General features: G+C 65.9%; 12 protein-coding genes. All 12 read left to right on the top strand.

The window, feature by feature from the left end:
* Positions 1-79 precede the first annotated feature (79 nt).
* The 12 genes from ACRVY7_RS19240 (at position 80) to tyrS (ending at position 14,538) form a co-directional block, all read left to right on the top strand.
* Positions 80-778: a TetR/AcrR family transcriptional regulator gene (locus ACRVY7_RS19240; protein ID WP_431818268.1), complete on the top strand. Its 699-nt coding sequence runs from the start codon at positions 80-82 to the stop codon at positions 776-778.
* Positions 779-816: 38 nt separating this feature from the next.
* Positions 817-1,854 (top strand): N-acetyl-gamma-glutamyl-phosphate reductase, encoded by a 1,038-nt coding sequence (gene argC, locus ACRVY7_RS19235; RefSeq protein ID WP_431818267.1) that lies wholly within the window; start codon positions 817-819, stop codon positions 1,852-1,854.
* Between the two features lie 74 nt (positions 1,855-1,928).
* Positions 1,929-3,149 (top strand): bifunctional glutamate N-acetyltransferase/amino-acid acetyltransferase ArgJ, encoded by a 1,221-nt coding sequence (gene argJ / locus ACRVY7_RS19230; protein WP_431818422.1) that lies wholly within the window; start codon positions 1,929-1,931, stop codon positions 3,147-3,149.
* Positions 3,146-4,216, top strand: a complete 1,071-nt coding sequence (argB, locus tag ACRVY7_RS19225; protein ID WP_431818266.1) for an acetylglutamate kinase — start codon at positions 3,146-3,148, stop codon at positions 4,214-4,216. Before argJ ends, argB begins: the two co-directional genes overlap by 4 nt.
* Positions 4,213-5,400, top strand: a complete 1,188-nt coding sequence (locus tag ACRVY7_RS19220; RefSeq protein ID WP_431818265.1) for an acetylornithine transaminase — start codon at positions 4,213-4,215, stop codon at positions 5,398-5,400. The genes argB and ACRVY7_RS19220 overlap by 4 nt, the downstream gene beginning before the upstream one ends.
* Positions 5,397-6,320: an ornithine carbamoyltransferase gene (argF, locus tag ACRVY7_RS19215; protein ID WP_431818264.1), complete on the top strand. Its 924-nt coding sequence runs from the start codon at positions 5,397-5,399 to the stop codon at positions 6,318-6,320. The genes ACRVY7_RS19220 and argF overlap by 4 nt, the downstream gene beginning before the upstream one ends.
* A 32-nt stretch (positions 6,321-6,352) precedes the next feature.
* A complete protein-coding gene (locus ACRVY7_RS19210; RefSeq protein WP_064866936.1) occupies positions 6,353-6,850 on the top strand; it encodes an arginine repressor in 498 nt (165 codons plus the stop codon).
* A 150-nt stretch (positions 6,851-7,000) separates the two neighbouring features.
* Positions 7,001-8,203, top strand: a complete 1,203-nt coding sequence (locus ACRVY7_RS19205) for an argininosuccinate synthase (protein WP_049698547.1) — start codon at positions 7,001-7,003, stop codon at positions 8,201-8,203.
* Positions 8,196-9,653 carry an argininosuccinate lyase gene (gene argH / locus ACRVY7_RS19200; protein ID WP_431818263.1) on the top strand — a complete coding sequence of 486 codons (1,458 nt, stop codon included), beginning with the start codon at positions 8,196-8,198 and terminating at the stop codon, positions 9,651-9,653. Before ACRVY7_RS19205 ends, argH begins: the two co-directional genes overlap by 8 nt.
* Positions 9,654-9,761: 108 nt before the next feature.
* Positions 9,762-12,836 (top strand): AMP-binding protein, encoded by a 3,075-nt coding sequence (locus ACRVY7_RS19195; protein WP_431818262.1) that lies wholly within the window; start codon positions 9,762-9,764, stop codon positions 12,834-12,836.
* A gap of 112 nt (positions 12,837-12,948) precedes the next feature.
* Complete coding sequence (locus ACRVY7_RS19190; RefSeq protein ID WP_431818261.1) at positions 12,949-13,161, top strand: Trm112 family protein; 213 nt, start codon at positions 12,949-12,951, stop codon at positions 13,159-13,161.
* 75 nt (positions 13,162-13,236) lie between these two features.
* On the top strand, positions 13,237-14,538 hold the full coding sequence (tyrS, locus tag ACRVY7_RS19185) for a tyrosine--tRNA ligase (protein WP_431818260.1): 1,302 nt from the start codon (positions 13,237-13,239) through the stop codon (positions 14,536-14,538).
* The last annotated feature ends 320 nt before the right edge of the window (positions 14,539-14,858 follow it).

The following is a 14,858-nucleotide window of genomic DNA, read 5'->3' as shown; positions in this document are numbered from 1 at the left end:
TCAGTGGTGTACGTCGTACACCTCGGCTACCGTAGGTGTACGACGTACACCCGGTCAAGGTTTCGCTAGGGTCTCGTGTATGCCGGATGACTCAGCCCAGCGAGTTCCGCTCGACCGGGGGCGTGTGCTCGGCTGTGCCGTCCGTCTTGCCGACAGGGAGGGATTCGACGCGGTCACCATGCGCGCGCTTGCGACCGAGCTCGACGTGGTGCCCATGGCGCTGTACAAACATGTGGCCAACAAGAGCGACCTGGTCGACGGAATGATCGATGTCGTCGTCGATTCCTACCCCGCGTCCTCTGCGCAGGGATGGCGCAGGTCGGTGCGCTCGCGAATACTCGCCGCACGGCGCGTGTACCAGGCGCACCCGTGGATGCGCACAGCGATCGAATCGCGTCACGCTCCGACGCCGGGTGCGCTGGCGTACATGGATTCCCTAGCAACGGAGTTCATCGAGGGAGGCATCGCAGTCGATCTGACCCACCACGCCATGCATGTAATCGGATCGCGTATCTGGGGCTTCACGGCGGAAGTGTTCACCGGTAGTGCGGCGCCGTCGTCCGACCTCGATCCGGAGGATCGGGTGGCAACGGAGGCTGAGTTCGCGAAGCGATATCCCGCAGTGACGGCGATCGCCCTCGACGCTCGCGCGCGAACGGGGCCCGCTGGCTGCGACGACGACTTCGAGTTCGAGTTCGCGGTGGATCTGATTCTCGAGGCCGTCGAACGACTACACGACGCCGGTTGGGAATCTACTTCGCTGCGCCCGCAGACCTAGTTCCGTATTGATTTGCGCCGCCATGCATAATGATGTGTATGACGATCAAGGTGGCTGTCGCTGGCGCGAGCGGTTATGCGGGTGGGGAAGTGCTTCGTCTGCTGTGCGGACACCCGCGTCTGCGATCTGGCGACCTCGAGATCGGCGCCCTGACGGCCGGCGGCAACGCGGGCACACTCCTCGGTGCCCATCATCCCAACCTGTTGCCGTTGGCGCAGCGCGAACTCCAGGAAACGACGCCCGACGTCCTGGCCGGTCACGACGTCGTGTTCCTCGCACTGCCACACGGAACGTCGGCGCAGATCGCCGACGCGCTGCCTCCCACGACGTTGATCATCGACTGCGGCGCCGACTTCCGGCTCCGTGACTCCGACGACTGGGTCGCCTACTACGGCGGCGATCACGCGGGTACCTGGCCGTACGGCCTGCCCGAGATCCCTGGCAACCGCGAGGTCCTGCAGAACGCGAGTCGGATCGCGGTACCCGGCTGCTATCCGACGGTCTCGATTCTGTCGCTGCTTCCCGCGCTCGCGGCCGGCCTCGTGGAACCGCACGTCACGGTCGTCGCGGTGAGTGGAACGTCGGGGGCGGGACGGGCACCCAAGGTCGACCTACTCGCGTCGGAGGTGATCGGTTCCGCGCGTGCGTACGGGGTCGGCGGCTCGCATCGGCACACCCCGGAGATCTCGCAGGCACTGTCGGAGGCTGCCGACCAACCGGTCGCGGTGTCGTTCACGCCTGTGCTCGTCCCGATGTCACGCGGAATCCTCGCGACGTGCACGGCGCGTACGACGGCGTCGGCCGACGAGGTCCGCGCGGTGTACGAAAAGGCCTATGCCGATGAGCAATTCGTCTATCTGCTTCCCGAGGGCAGTCTTCCTGCGACGGGCTCGGTGATGGGTTCCAACGCAGTGCAACTCGCCGTCACCGTCGACGAGCGGGCCGGAACACTTGTGGTGGTCGGCGCAATCGACAACCTCGCGAAGGGGACCGGCGGCGCGGCGGTTCAGTCGATGAACCTCGCGTTGGACTGGGACGAAGCAGAAGGACTGAGCACTGTGGGAGTGGCACCGTGAGCTCGAGTGGCAATGCGGCAGAAGGTAGTTCGACAGCAGGCAACACAACGCAGGTCGACGACTCCGACGACCGGATCACCGGCGGTGCACCGGCGACCGGGTCACGCCTGCTGCGCAATCAGGGTGTGACCGCTCCGCTCGGGTTCCGTGCGGCGGGAATCGCCGCCGGTATCAAGGCTTCCGGCGCCCCCGACCTTTCGCTGGTCTTCAACGAGGGGCCTGACTATTCGGCGGCCGGTGTCTTCACCCGCAACCAGGTCAAGGCTGCGCCGGTGCTGTGGAGTAAGCAGGTGCTCACCACCGGCAGGCTGCGCGCCGTCGTCCTCAATTCTGGTGGCGCCAACGCCTGTACCGGTCCGCTGGGCTTCCAGGACACGCACGCGACGGCGGAGGCTGTTGCCGAAGCGCTGAGCAACTGGGGAACCGAGACCGGCGCCGTCGAGGTCGCTGTCTGTTCCACGGGTCTGATCGGTGATCGCCTCCCGATGGACAAGGTGCTCGCGGGTGTGACCGAGATCGTCCAGGAGATGGGCGGCGGACTCTCCGGCGGAACCGACGCCGCTTACGGGATCATGACGACCGACACCGTGCCGAAACAGGTTGCGCTGCACCATCCGCAGGGGTGGAACATCGGCGGCATGGCGAAGGGTGCAGGCATGATGGCACCCTCGCTCGCGACGATGCTGTGCGTGCTGACCACCGATGCGCGGGCCAGCGCGGAACAACTCGACCTCGCGCTGCGGCGCGCGACGTCGAAGACGTTCGACAGGCTCGACATCGACGGCTCGACGTCGACCAACGACACGGTGCTGCTGCTCAGTTCCGGCGCCAGCCAGATCCCCGTCGAGCAAACCGAACTCGACGCCGCCGTGCTGTCGGTGTGCGACGATCTCGCCGCGCAGCTGATGGCCGACGCCGAGGGTGTCACCAAGCGGATCGTCATCACGGTCACAGGCGCTGCCACCGAAGACGACGCCATCGCAGTGGCTCGGACCATCGCCCGCGACAGCCTGGTCAAGACAGCGCTTTTCGGGTCGGACCCCAACTGGGGTCGCGTGCTCGCGGCGACGGGAATCGCGCCGGTCACCATCGACCCCGATCGAATCACGGTGTCGTTCAACGGCAAAGCGGTCTGCGTCAACGGCACGGGCGTCGACGGCGCGCGCGACGTCGACCTCTCGGGTCCCGACGTCGCGGTCCTCGTCGACCTCGGCCTCGGCGCGGAGACCGGCAGCATCCGGACCACCGACCTCTCGCACGCGTACGTCGAAGAGAACTCGGCGTATTCGTCATGATCTCGACAAGCTCGATCAGCGGGGACGGCTCGCTCGACGGGGACGGCTCGCTCGACGGGGACGGCTCGATCAGCGGGGACGGCTCGCTCGGCGGGGACGGCTCAATCGGCGGGAACGGCGCGCTCGACGGGGACGGCTCGATCAGCGGCGCCGCGAAGGCCGCGATCCTGGCCGAGTCGTTGCCTGCGCTGCAGGCCATGCACGGTGCGACGGTCGTCGTGAAGTACGGCGGCAACGCGATGATCGACGACGACCTCAAACGCGCCTTCGCCGCCGACATCGTCTTCCTGCGGGCCTGCGGCATGCACCCGATCGTGGTGCACGGTGGCGGACCACAGATTTCGGCGATGCTCGCACGTCTCGGCCTGACGGGCGAGTTCCGCGGAGGGTTCCGCGTGACCACGCCCGAGGTGATGGACGTGGCGCGGATGGTGTTGTTCGGTCAGGTCGGTCGTGAACTCGTCGGATTGATCAACGCGCACGGACCCTATGCGGTCGGCCTTACCGGTGAGGACGCCAACCTGTTCACGGCGACGCGGCGCACCGTCGTCGTCGACGGAGTTGCCACGGACATCGGACTCGTCGGCGACATCTCCTCGGTCAACACCTCCGCGGTGCTCGATCTCGTTGGTGCGGGACGTATCCCGGTCGTCTCGACACTCGCACCCGACCGTGACGGTGTCGTCCACAACATCAACGCCGACACCGCTGCGGGCGCCCTCGCCGAGGCGCTCGGCGCCACCCGGCTGGTGATGCTCACCGACGTCGAAGGTCTCTACACCGACTGGCCCGATCGCTCGTCGCTCGTGTCGCAGATCTCGACCGACGCACTGGCACAGCTACTTCCGAGTCTCGACTCAGGCATGGTGCCCAAGATGGAGGCGTGCCTGCGTGCGGTCGAAGGCGGAGTCGGGCGAGCTCATGTCGTCGACGGCCGTGTGCCGCACGCTGTCTTGGCCGAACTGCTGACCGCGGCGAGCACGGGGACCACCGTCGTCGCTCCCGAAAAGCTCTCTCCCGCAACCACGCACACCACGCTAGACACAGACGGAGCGTCTCACTCATGACCGCACCCTGGCAGGAGCGGTGGTCATCCGCCCTCATGAAGAACTACGGCACGCCACCGATCGCCCTCACGAAGGGCGAGGGAGCCTACGTGTGGGACGCCGACGGCAACCGCTACCTGGACCTGCTCGGTGGCATCGCGGTGAACGCATTGGGTCACGCGCATCCCGCGATCGTGGCCGCGGTGACCGAGCAACTCCAGACACTCGGTCACGTCTCGAATCTGTACATCAACCCGCGGGTCGTCGAACTCGCCGAGCGTCTCCTCGACAAGTTCGGGCAGCCCGGCCGGGTGTTCTTCTGCAACTCCGGAACCGAAGCCAACGAGGCGGCATTCAAGCTGGCCCGACTCACCGGCAGGCCGCAGATCGTGGCCGCGGACAAGGCATTTCACGGACGCACCATGGGTGCGCTCGCCATGACCGGTCAACCGGCGAAGCGCGCACCGTTCGAGCCGATGCCCGCAGGGGTCGATTTCGTGCCCTACGGCGACGTCGACGCCTTGACCGCCGCAGTGTCGTCGGAGACCGCCGCGGTGATTCTCGAGCCGATCCTCGGAGAATCCGGTGTCGTGGTTCCGCCAGCGGACTACCTCGCGCACGCGCGCAGGCTGACCGCAGAGCACGGCGCGCTACTCATCCTGGACGAGGTGCAGACGGGAATCGGTCGTACCGGAACGTTTTTCGCACACCAGGCCGCGGGGATCGTGCCGGACGTCATGACGCTCGCCAAGGGGCTCGGCGGCGGGCTGCCCATCGGGGCGACCATCGCGACAGGCTCCGCCGCGGAACTGTTCACTCCCGGACAGCACGGCACGACATTCGGCGGTAACCCGGTGTCGGCGGCCGCTGCGCTCGCGGTCCTCGACGAGATCGACAACAGCGACCTCGTCGATCATGTTGCCGCCGTGGGAAAGTCGATCGCAACGGGCGTCGAAGCACTCGACCATCCGCTGATCTCCCACGTGCGCGGGTCGGGGCTGCTACTCGGCGTCGTGCTCACCGAGCCGGTGTCGGCGAAGGTCGAGTCGACTGCTCGCGACAACGGATTCCTCATCAACGCGCCGGCTCCCGACGTCCTGCGGCTCGCGCCGCCCCTCATCCTCACCGAGGACCAGGCCGGCGACTTCGTCGCAGCACTGCCGCAGATCCTCGACGCCGCAACCGACGAGAGCAGCGCACAGTGACAAGACACTTTCTACGCGACGACGACCTCACGCCCGACGAGCAGGCCGAAGTACTCGCACTCGCCGCTGAGGTGAAGCGCCAGCCGTTCGCCTACCGACCGCTCGAGGGTCCTCGGGGAGTCGGGGTGATCTTCGACAAGAACTCCACCAGAACGCGGTTCTCGTTCGAGATGGGCATCGCGCAGATGGGTGGCCACGCCGTCGTCGTGGACGGCCGCACCACTCAGCTCGGCCGCGACGAATCGCTCGAGGACACCGGCCGGGTGCTGTCACGATTCGTCGAGGCAGTTGTGTGGCGGACGTTCGGGCAAGAGCGGCTCGAAGCGATGGCTTCGACGGCGTCGATTCCGATCGTCAATGCGCTCTCGGATCTGTTCCATCCCTGCCAGGTCCTCGCCGACCTGCAGACCATCGTCGAACGCAAGGGCCGTACCGCGGGGTTGACGATGACCTACCTCGGCGACGGTGCGAACAACATGGCGCATTCGTTGGCGCTCGGCGGCGCGACTGCCGGGATGCACGTGACCATCAGTGCGCCGGACGGTTTCGAGCCCGACCCCGTCGTGATCGCCGACGCCGAGAAGCGGGCCGCTCTGACCGGAGGATCGGTCAGCGTCGAATCCGACCCTGTCGCCGCCTCGCGTGGGGCCGATGTGTTGGTCACCGACACGTGGGTCTCGATGGGGCAGGAGGACGACGGCAAGGATCGTCGCGCACCGTTCCGGCCGTACCAGATCAACTCCGACCTCCTCGCAGTGGCGGATCCGGACGCGATCGTCTTGCACTGCCTGCCCGCTCACCGGGGCGATGAGATCACCGACGAGGTGATCGACGGCCCGGCGAGTGCGGTTCTCGACGAGGCGGAGAACAGGTTGCACGCTCAGAAGGCGTTGCTCATCTGGCTGTTGGGGCAGAAGTGACCAGCAACGCCGACACCGGCGGCGCTGCGCGCATCGCCGATCACTCCGACACCAGGCTCGCGAGCACGCGGGCAGGGCGACACGCGCTCATCGTCGAAGTGCTCGGTTCACATCAGGTGCGGTCGCAGTCGGAGTTGCAGCAGTTGCTCGCCGGCAGGGGAGTCGACGCCACGCAGGCCACGCTCTCACGCGACCTCGACGAACTCGGCGCCGTCAAGTTGCGCGCGGCCGACGGCGGCGTCGGCGTGTACGTCGTCCCCGAGGATGGTGCGCCCGTTCGTGGGGTGTTCGGCGGTACTGCCCGACTGTCTCGCCTGCTCAGCGAACTGCTGGTATCGACCGACGCCAGCGGAAACCTCGCCGTGCTGCGCACCCCGCCCGGCGCCGCGCACTACCTGGCCAGCGCGATCGACCGGGCCAGCTTGCCCGACGTCGTGGGCACAATTGCGGGCGACGACACGATCTTCGTATGCGCACGCGCACCGATCGACGGGGCCGAGCTCGCACGACGAATCGAGGGCCTCGTGTGACAACCCCTTACCGACGCCCCGGCAGCCCCTGAGCCGGAGTCGGACACACCGAGGCCCGAACCCGGACCGACAAACAGACCCCAGCCCGATCGCATCGGGCACGACATCCGATGATGGATGTCGAACCACGACATAGGAGCACACACCACCATGGCGGAACGCGTCGTACTTGCATACTCCGGCGGCCTCGACACCTCGGTCGCTATCAGTTGGATCGGCAAGGAGACCGGTAAGGAGGTCGTCGCCGTCGCGCTCGACCTCGGACAGGGCGGCGAGGACATGGAGGTCGTCCGCCAGCGCGCGCTCGACTGCGGTGCCGTCGAAGCCGTGCTCGTCGACGCACGCGACGAGTTCGCCGACGACTACTGCCTGCCCGCGATCACGTCGAACGCGCTGTACATGGACCGGTACCCGCTGGTGTCGGCACTGTCGCGCCCGCTGATCGCCAAGCATCTCGTGACCGCGGCGCGCGATCACGGCGGCACCGTCGTCGCGCACGGCTGCACCGGTAAGGGCAACGACCAGGTGCGCTTCGAGGTCGGCTTCGCTTCGCTGGCACCAGATCTCGAGGTCATTGCGCCTGTCCGCGACTATGCGTGGACGCGCGAGAAGGCCATCTCCTTCGCCGAGGAGAACGACATCCCGATCAACGTGACCAAGAAGTCGCCGTTCTCGATCGACCAGAACGTGTGGGGTCGTGCCGTCGAGACCGGCTTCCTCGAGGACCTGTGGAATGCGCCCACCAAGGACGTCTACAGCTACACCGAGGATCCGACGATCAACTGGAACTCGCCCGACGAGGTCATCATCACGTTCGACAAGGGTCGCCCGATCGCCATCGACGGTCGCCCGGTCAGCGTGCTGGAGGCGATCGAGGAACTCAATCGCCGCGCGGGCGCACAGGGTGTCGGCCGCCTCGACGTCGTCGAGGATCGTCTCGTCGGCATCAAGAGCCGCGAGATCTACGAGGCTCCCGGCGCGATGGTGCTGATCACCGCCCATGAAGAGCTCGAGCACGTCACGCTCGAGCGCGAACTCGGACGCTTCAAGCGTCGTACCGATCAGAAGTGGGCCGAGCTGGTGTACGACGGCCTCTGGTTCTCGCCGCTCAAGCGCTCGCTGGACACCTTCGTCGACTCCACGCAGGAGCACGTCTCCGGCGAGATCCGCCTTGTGCTGCACGGTGGCCACATCTCGGTCAACGGTCGCCGCAGCGGCGAGTCGCTCTACGACTTCAACCTCGCGACCTACGACGAGGGCGACAGCTTCGACCAGTCCGCCGCACGTGGATTCGTCGAGCTGCACGGTTTGTCATCGAAGATCGCAGCGAAGCGGGACCTGCTCAGTGAGTGATCAGGGCCCCTCAGCCCAGCACGGGACAACGAACCAGGGGTCGCTGTGGGGCGGTCGCTTCGCGTCGGGACCCGCCGACGCGATGGCGGCGTTGAGCAAGTCGACGCAGTTCGACTGGGTGCTCGCCCCGTTCGACATCCAGGCGTCGAAGGCGCATGCCAGGGTTCTCAACCGCGCAGGCCTGCTGTCCGACGACGATCTGACCGCCATGCTCGCCGGTCTCGACCAACTCGCGAGCGACGTCGCCGACGGCACCTTCGTGGCTGCCGAGTCCGACGAGGACGTGCACGGCGCCCTCGAACGCGGACTCATCGAACGCGTCGGAGCCGACCTCGGTGGCAGGCTGCGCGCCGGACGGTCGCGCAACGATCAGGTCGCCACGCTCTTCCGCATGTGGCTGCGCGAGGCGATGCGCTCGATCGCGACAGGTGTGCTCGACGTCGTCGAGGCGCTGACTGCTCAGGCTCGCGCACATCCCGACGCCGTCATGCCGGGGAAGACACATCTGCAGGCGGCGCAGCCGGTGCTGCTCGCGCACCATCTGCTCGCACACGCACAACCGCTGATCCGCGACGTCGACAGGCTTGCAGACGCGGATCGTCGAACTGCGGTGTCCCCGTACGGCTCCGGTGCGTTGGCGGGTTCGTCACTCGGCCTCGATCCGGAGGCGATCGCCGCTGATCTGGGGTTCGCCGCAGCCGCGGAGAACTCGATCGACGCGACGTCGTCGCGAGACTTCGCGGCCGAGGCGTCGTTCGTCTTCGCGATGATCGCCGTCGATCTCTCGCGACTCGCCGAAGAAGTGATCCTCTGGAGCACTGCCGAATTCGGCTACGTCACCCTCGCCGACGCCTGGTCGACGGGGAGTTCGATCATGCCGCAGAAGAAAAACCCTGACGTCGCAGAACTCACACGCGGCAAAGCGGGCAGGCTGATCGGTGACCTCACCGGCTTGCTGGCGACCCTGAAGGCTCAGCCGCTCGCGTACAACCGCGACCTGCAGGAAGACAAAGAACCCGTATTCGACGCCGTCGCGCAGCTCGAGTTGTTGTTGCCTGCGATCGCCGGGATGGTCGGCACACTCGAGTTCCACGAGGATCGGATGGCCGAACTGGCGCCCGCGGGATTCACCCTCGCCACCGACATTGCGGAATGGCTTGTGCGTCAAGGTGTTCCGTTCCGAGTGGCCCACGAGGTCGCCGGTGCGTGTGTGCGCGAGGCGGAGAACCGCGGCGTCGGACTCGATGAACTCGACGATGCCACCTTCGCGTCGATCGATCCGGCTCTCACCCCGCAGGTTCGTGAGGTACTGACCGTTCGAGGGTCGATCGAGTCGCGCGACGCCTACGGCGGAACCGCTCCGTCGCAGGTACAGCGCCAGCTCGACGTCCTCGACCGCGCGCTCCCGGCACTGCGATCACGGTGGTCGGTGAGTTCACCGTCACAGTGAGGTCGACGAGTGCGCGGGGTCTATGTCGATCCGTGTACGGTGCGAGTTGACCAAGCTTGGGTAAGGTGATGCAGATCACCATACGGTGTGCGGGGAGGAGCGTGGTTGATGGCAGGCGGCGGTATTCCCGACGTGAAGGCATTCGCCGAGCGTGTCCTCGCGACAGCGCAGAATGGTCTCGAGGTGCTCCGGTACGGCGGTCTGCAGACCGGGACCGAGCCCGCGCCGTTCACCGTGGTCGAGACGACACGGATGTTCCGGTTGCGACGCTACTTCCCGGATGCCCCGGCGACCGGTCCCAACATCGTGCTGATTCCCCCGATGATGGTGTCTGCCAACGTCTATGACGTGACCGAGCACAACGGTGCCGTCTCGGTGCTGCACCGCAGCGGCATCACCCCATGGGTCGTCGACTTCGGATCTCCCGATCACGAAGAAGGCGGGATGGAGCGCAACCTCGCCGACCACGTCGTCGCGGTGAGCGAGGCGATCGACTGGATCATCGAATCCACCGGCCGCGATGTTCACGTCGCCGGCTACTCGCAGGGCGGCATGTTCGCCTATCAGGCAGCTGCGTATCGACGTTCCCGCGGCGTGGCCAGCGTGATCACCTTCGGTAGTCCGGTCGACGTTCTCGCGGCACTACCGCTCGGACTGCCCGCGGCACTGGTTGCTCCCGGCGCGGAGGTCTTGGCCGACAAGGTATTTCCACATCTGTGGGTGCCCAGTTGGCTGGCGCGTCTCGGTTTCCAAATGCTCGACCCGGTGAAGACTGCGCGCAGCCGCTTCGACTTCCTCCGCCAGCTCCACGACCGCGACGCACTTCTGCCCCGCGAAGATCAGCGCCGCTTCCTCGAAGCCGAAGGGTGGGTCGCCTGGTCCGGCCCGGCCATCGCGGAACTGCTACGCCAGTTCGTCGCACATAACCGCATGGTGTCCGGCGGGTTTGTGATCAACGGCGAACTGGTGACGCTCGCCGAGATCACGGCCCCCGTTCTGGGCTTCGTCGGCGAGGTCGACGACATCGGGCAACCGGTCGCGATCCGAGGTGTCGTCCGTGCGGCACCACGAGCTCGCGTGTACGAATCACGGCTTCCCGTAGGGCATTTCGGTCTTGTGGTGGGAAGCACATCGGGCACTCGGACGTGGCCGACGACTGCGGAGTGGATCAATTGGCAGGAGGGCCTGGGGCCCGAGCCCGATCACGTCGAGCCGATGGAGGCGCCGGTCGACGGGAAAGGCACCGGCGTCGGCCTGCTGTCTCGGATCACGCACGGCATCGGTTCGGTTGCCGATGCGGGTGCCGGGGCGTCCCGCGATCTGTGGGAAATGGCGGGCGCTGTGCAGCGGACGTCGCTTGCCGTCGCGCAGGAATCCGTCCGCACGGTGCCGCGACTGTTCCGCCTCGGGCAGATCCAGTCAGGTACCCGTATCTCGCTGGGAAAGCTGATGTCGGAGAACACCGACTGGGGCGGCGACCGCGAGGTTTTCCTCTTCGAGAATCGAGTTCTCACCCATTCGCAGGTCGACACCCGCATCAACAACGTGGTGGCGGGACTGGTGCAGTGCGGCGTGCGCCCCGGCGAGCACATCGGGGTTCTGATGGACACTCGCCCGAGCGCGCTGGTCGCGGTTGCCGCACTGTCCCGGTTGGGCGCGGTCGCCGTACTTCTCGCCGGTGAGGGCGATGTCGGCGAGATGCTGCGGCTGGCAGGCGCGAACGTCGTCGTCTGCGATCCCGTTCACCTCGAGACCGCAACCGCTCACAGCGATCGCGTCCTCGTACTCGGTGGCGGAAGCGGGTCGGCACGCGAGATCGACGGCGTTGACGGCCGCACCGTCATCGACATGGAACAGATCGACCCCGACGTCGTACAGATGCCCGCGTGGTATCGCCCGGATCCCGGTCTCGCAGGCGATCTGGCATTCATCCTGTTCACCCGCTCACGCGGCAAACTTGCGGTGTGGCCGGTGACCAATCATCGGTTCGCGATGTCGGCGTTCGGAGCGGCGTCGGCGGCAGGTCTCACCGATCGCGACACGGTCTATTGCATCCCGCCGCTGCACCACGCCTCCGGATTGCTGACCACGCTCGGCGCGACGGCCGTCGGACGGTCGCGTATCGCATTGTCGGAGGGCGTCGACGCCGAGAACTTCGCCACCGAGGTTCATCGATACGGCGTCACGGTGGTGTCCTACACCTGGTCGATGCTGCGAGAGATACTGCACGACAAGAACTTTCAGATCAACGAGCACAATCCGATCCGCTTGTTCATGGGATCGGGACTTCCCACCGGCCTCTGGGACGAGATAAGCGAACGCTTCCCACGTGCCCGCGTTCTCGAGTTCTTCGCGACAGCTGACGGGTCGGCCATCCTGGCCAACGTCGCCGCCGACAAGGTCGGGTCGATGGGTCGCGCTCTGCCGGAAACCAACGAGGTGGCAATCGCGGCATACGACGTCGACGCCGAGCGCCTCGTCGTCGGTGAAAACGGTTTCGTCGACCGTGCGGGGCAGGGCGAGGTCGGGCTGCTGCTGGCGCGTTCGCGGCATCGCTTCGACACCACCGCGACCGTCTTGCGTGACGTCTTCGCGCCCAAGGACCGGTGGGAGGTGTCGGGTCACCTGTTCTACCGGGACTCCGACGACGACCTGTGGTTCATGGGATCGGTTGACACCGTGGCGCATTCGATCGAGGGCCCCATCTACCTTCCGCCGATCGAGCAACTGCTCTCGCGGGTGCCCGGTGTCGATCAAGTGGCCGCCTACCGGCTCGGCGATCCGGGAAGCCAGATCGTGGTGGCCGCGCTGACGATGCGGTCCGATGTCGACGTGGATTCGTTGACAGTCACGCAACTGCGGCTCGGCCTTGGCGCACTGCCCGCGCACCGTCGACCTCACCTGGTCTGCGTCGTCGACGAGATCCCGGTATCGGAGTCTTATCGCCCCCAGGCGAGCGCACTGGCGGCTCGCGGTGTGCCGAAACCCGGGTCAAAGGTCTGGTACCGCGACTCGGAGGGCAGGTACCGACGGTTCACCAAGACTGCGGTGAGCAGAGTGGATTGGCTGCCGGATTCGTCCTCCGCAACCTCACGCGAGCGCACGACGTCGGCAAGAGCTGTCGGAACCGCGGGCGCGCCGACCAGGACAACAGCCGGGGGAGCCGCGACCGGCACGCGTTGATGTCGAGGCGAGCGGGTAATCGACGCGTTCGCCGCGCCGTTAGGCTTGCTGTCGTGGCCCCGCGGTGCGTCGAAATCCGCTGGGGAAATCCGCTGAGAGAGGAAGCAAACCGATGAGTTCTCGCGCGCAGTCACTGGATCCGATCGTTCGTGACCGGCTGGTGTGCCCGCAGGATCACGGCCCGCTGCTCGACGCGGGCGATGAGCTCTACAACCCGCGGCTTCGTGTCGCCTACCGGATCGATGCCGACGGCATCCCGGTCATGTTGGCCACTGAGGCGCGCGCGGTCGACGACGAAGAGCATCAACGTCTCACTTCTGCCTGATCGATGAGGGTCGGGTCTGATCGATACAGGTCGGGTGTTCGCCGGCCGCGCACGCGCAGATGACAAGATCGATGTGTGAGCACACTGACCTCTGAAGACCGAATCGATGGTTCTGACATTCTCGACGATCTGCAGTGGCGAGGCTTGATCGCGCAGTCAACCGACATCGATGAACTGCGGTCCGCTGTCGAAGCCGGCCCGATCACTGTGTACGCGGGCTTCGACCCGACGGCGTCGAGCCTGCATGCTGGGCATTTGGTGCCGCTTCTGACGCTGCGTCGCTTTCAACTCGCAGGTCATCGGCCTATCGCTCTCGCAGGTGGTGCGACAGGACTCATCGGCGACCCGCGTGATGTCGGTGAGCGGACCATGAACTCCGTCGACACGGTTGGCGGGTGGACCGGACGCATCGGCGACCAGCTGGCCAGCTTCTTGCGATTCGACGACAGTCCGAACAGCGCGCTGCTGGTCAACAACATGGAGTGGACGGCAGGGCTGAGCGCGATCGAGTTCCTCCGCGACCTCGGTAAGCACTTTTCGGTCAACGTGATGCTCGCTCGAGAAACCGTTCGACGACGCCTCGAGTCCGATGGGATCAGCTACACCGAGTTCAGTTACCTGCTGCTGCAGTCCAACGACTACCTCGAACTGCACCGCAGGCACGGGTGCAGCCTGCAGATCGGTGGCTCGGATCAGTGGGGAAACATCGTCGGCGGTGTCGATCTCACGCGCCGGATCACCGGAGACACCGTGCACGCGCTGACGGTTCCGCTCGTGACCTCGTCGGATGGCAAGAAGTTCGGTAAGTCGACCGGCGGCGGAAGCCTCTGGCTCGACCCGGAACTCACCAGTCCTTACGCCTGGTACCAGTACTTCGTGAACACGTCCGACGCCGACGTCGTCCGCTACCTGAAGTGGTTCACGTTCCTGAGCAGGGAAGAGATCGGTGAGCTGGAGCGTGCAACCGAAGAGACTCCGCATCTTCGGTTGGCGCAGAAGCGCCTCGCAGCAGAGATGACGACACTGATCCACGGCGCAGCCAACACCCAGGCCGTGGAACTTGCCAGCCAGGCATTGTTCGGTCGCGCCGAACTGGCCGATCTCGATGAGTCGACGCTCGCGGCAGCACTGGGCGAGACCACGGTCGCCGAATACAGCTCCGACGCACCGACGCTCGTAGGACTTCTCGTGGACAGCGGGCTCTCTGAGAGCAACAAAGCTGCACGACGCGCGATCGGGGAAGGAGGTGCCTACGTCAACAACACCAAGATCACCGATCCGGAGTGGACTCCAGGCACTTCCGACCTGCTGCACGGCCGTTGGCTGGTCATCCGACGCGGTAAGAAGAGCTTTGCCGGCGCTCGTTTAAGCCTCTGACCAGGCGATTTGACGCCCTGTTCCCGTGTGTGTAACTTTCTTGTTGCACCGCAGCGAGCAAGACCCCGGGGCCGACACGGAATCGGGGAAACTGCAGTGTCTCAGGTATGATAGCCTGGAACACCGATGCGGCCAGAAACGAATAGCCCGCAACACACGGTGTTGCGAACGCGAATCGGATCTGGTAGCCTGGAAGAGTTGCTCCGGAGACGGGGTCAACAATTCCAAACACCAGCTTACTAGAGAGCGCCTCGCCATGCGGGGTGGCGCTGGTAGGTGTGTGTTCTTTGAGAACTCGATAGTGTATTGACAAGATTGTC

Source organism: Gordonia jacobaea (assembly GCF_965344965.1).
In the GTDB taxonomy this organism is placed as follows: Bacteria; Actinomycetota; Actinomycetes; order Mycobacteriales; family Mycobacteriaceae; genus Gordonia; species Gordonia jacobaea.
Note: the sequence above shows the minus strand (reverse complement) of the source record. Positions and strands in the feature narration are given on the sequence as shown.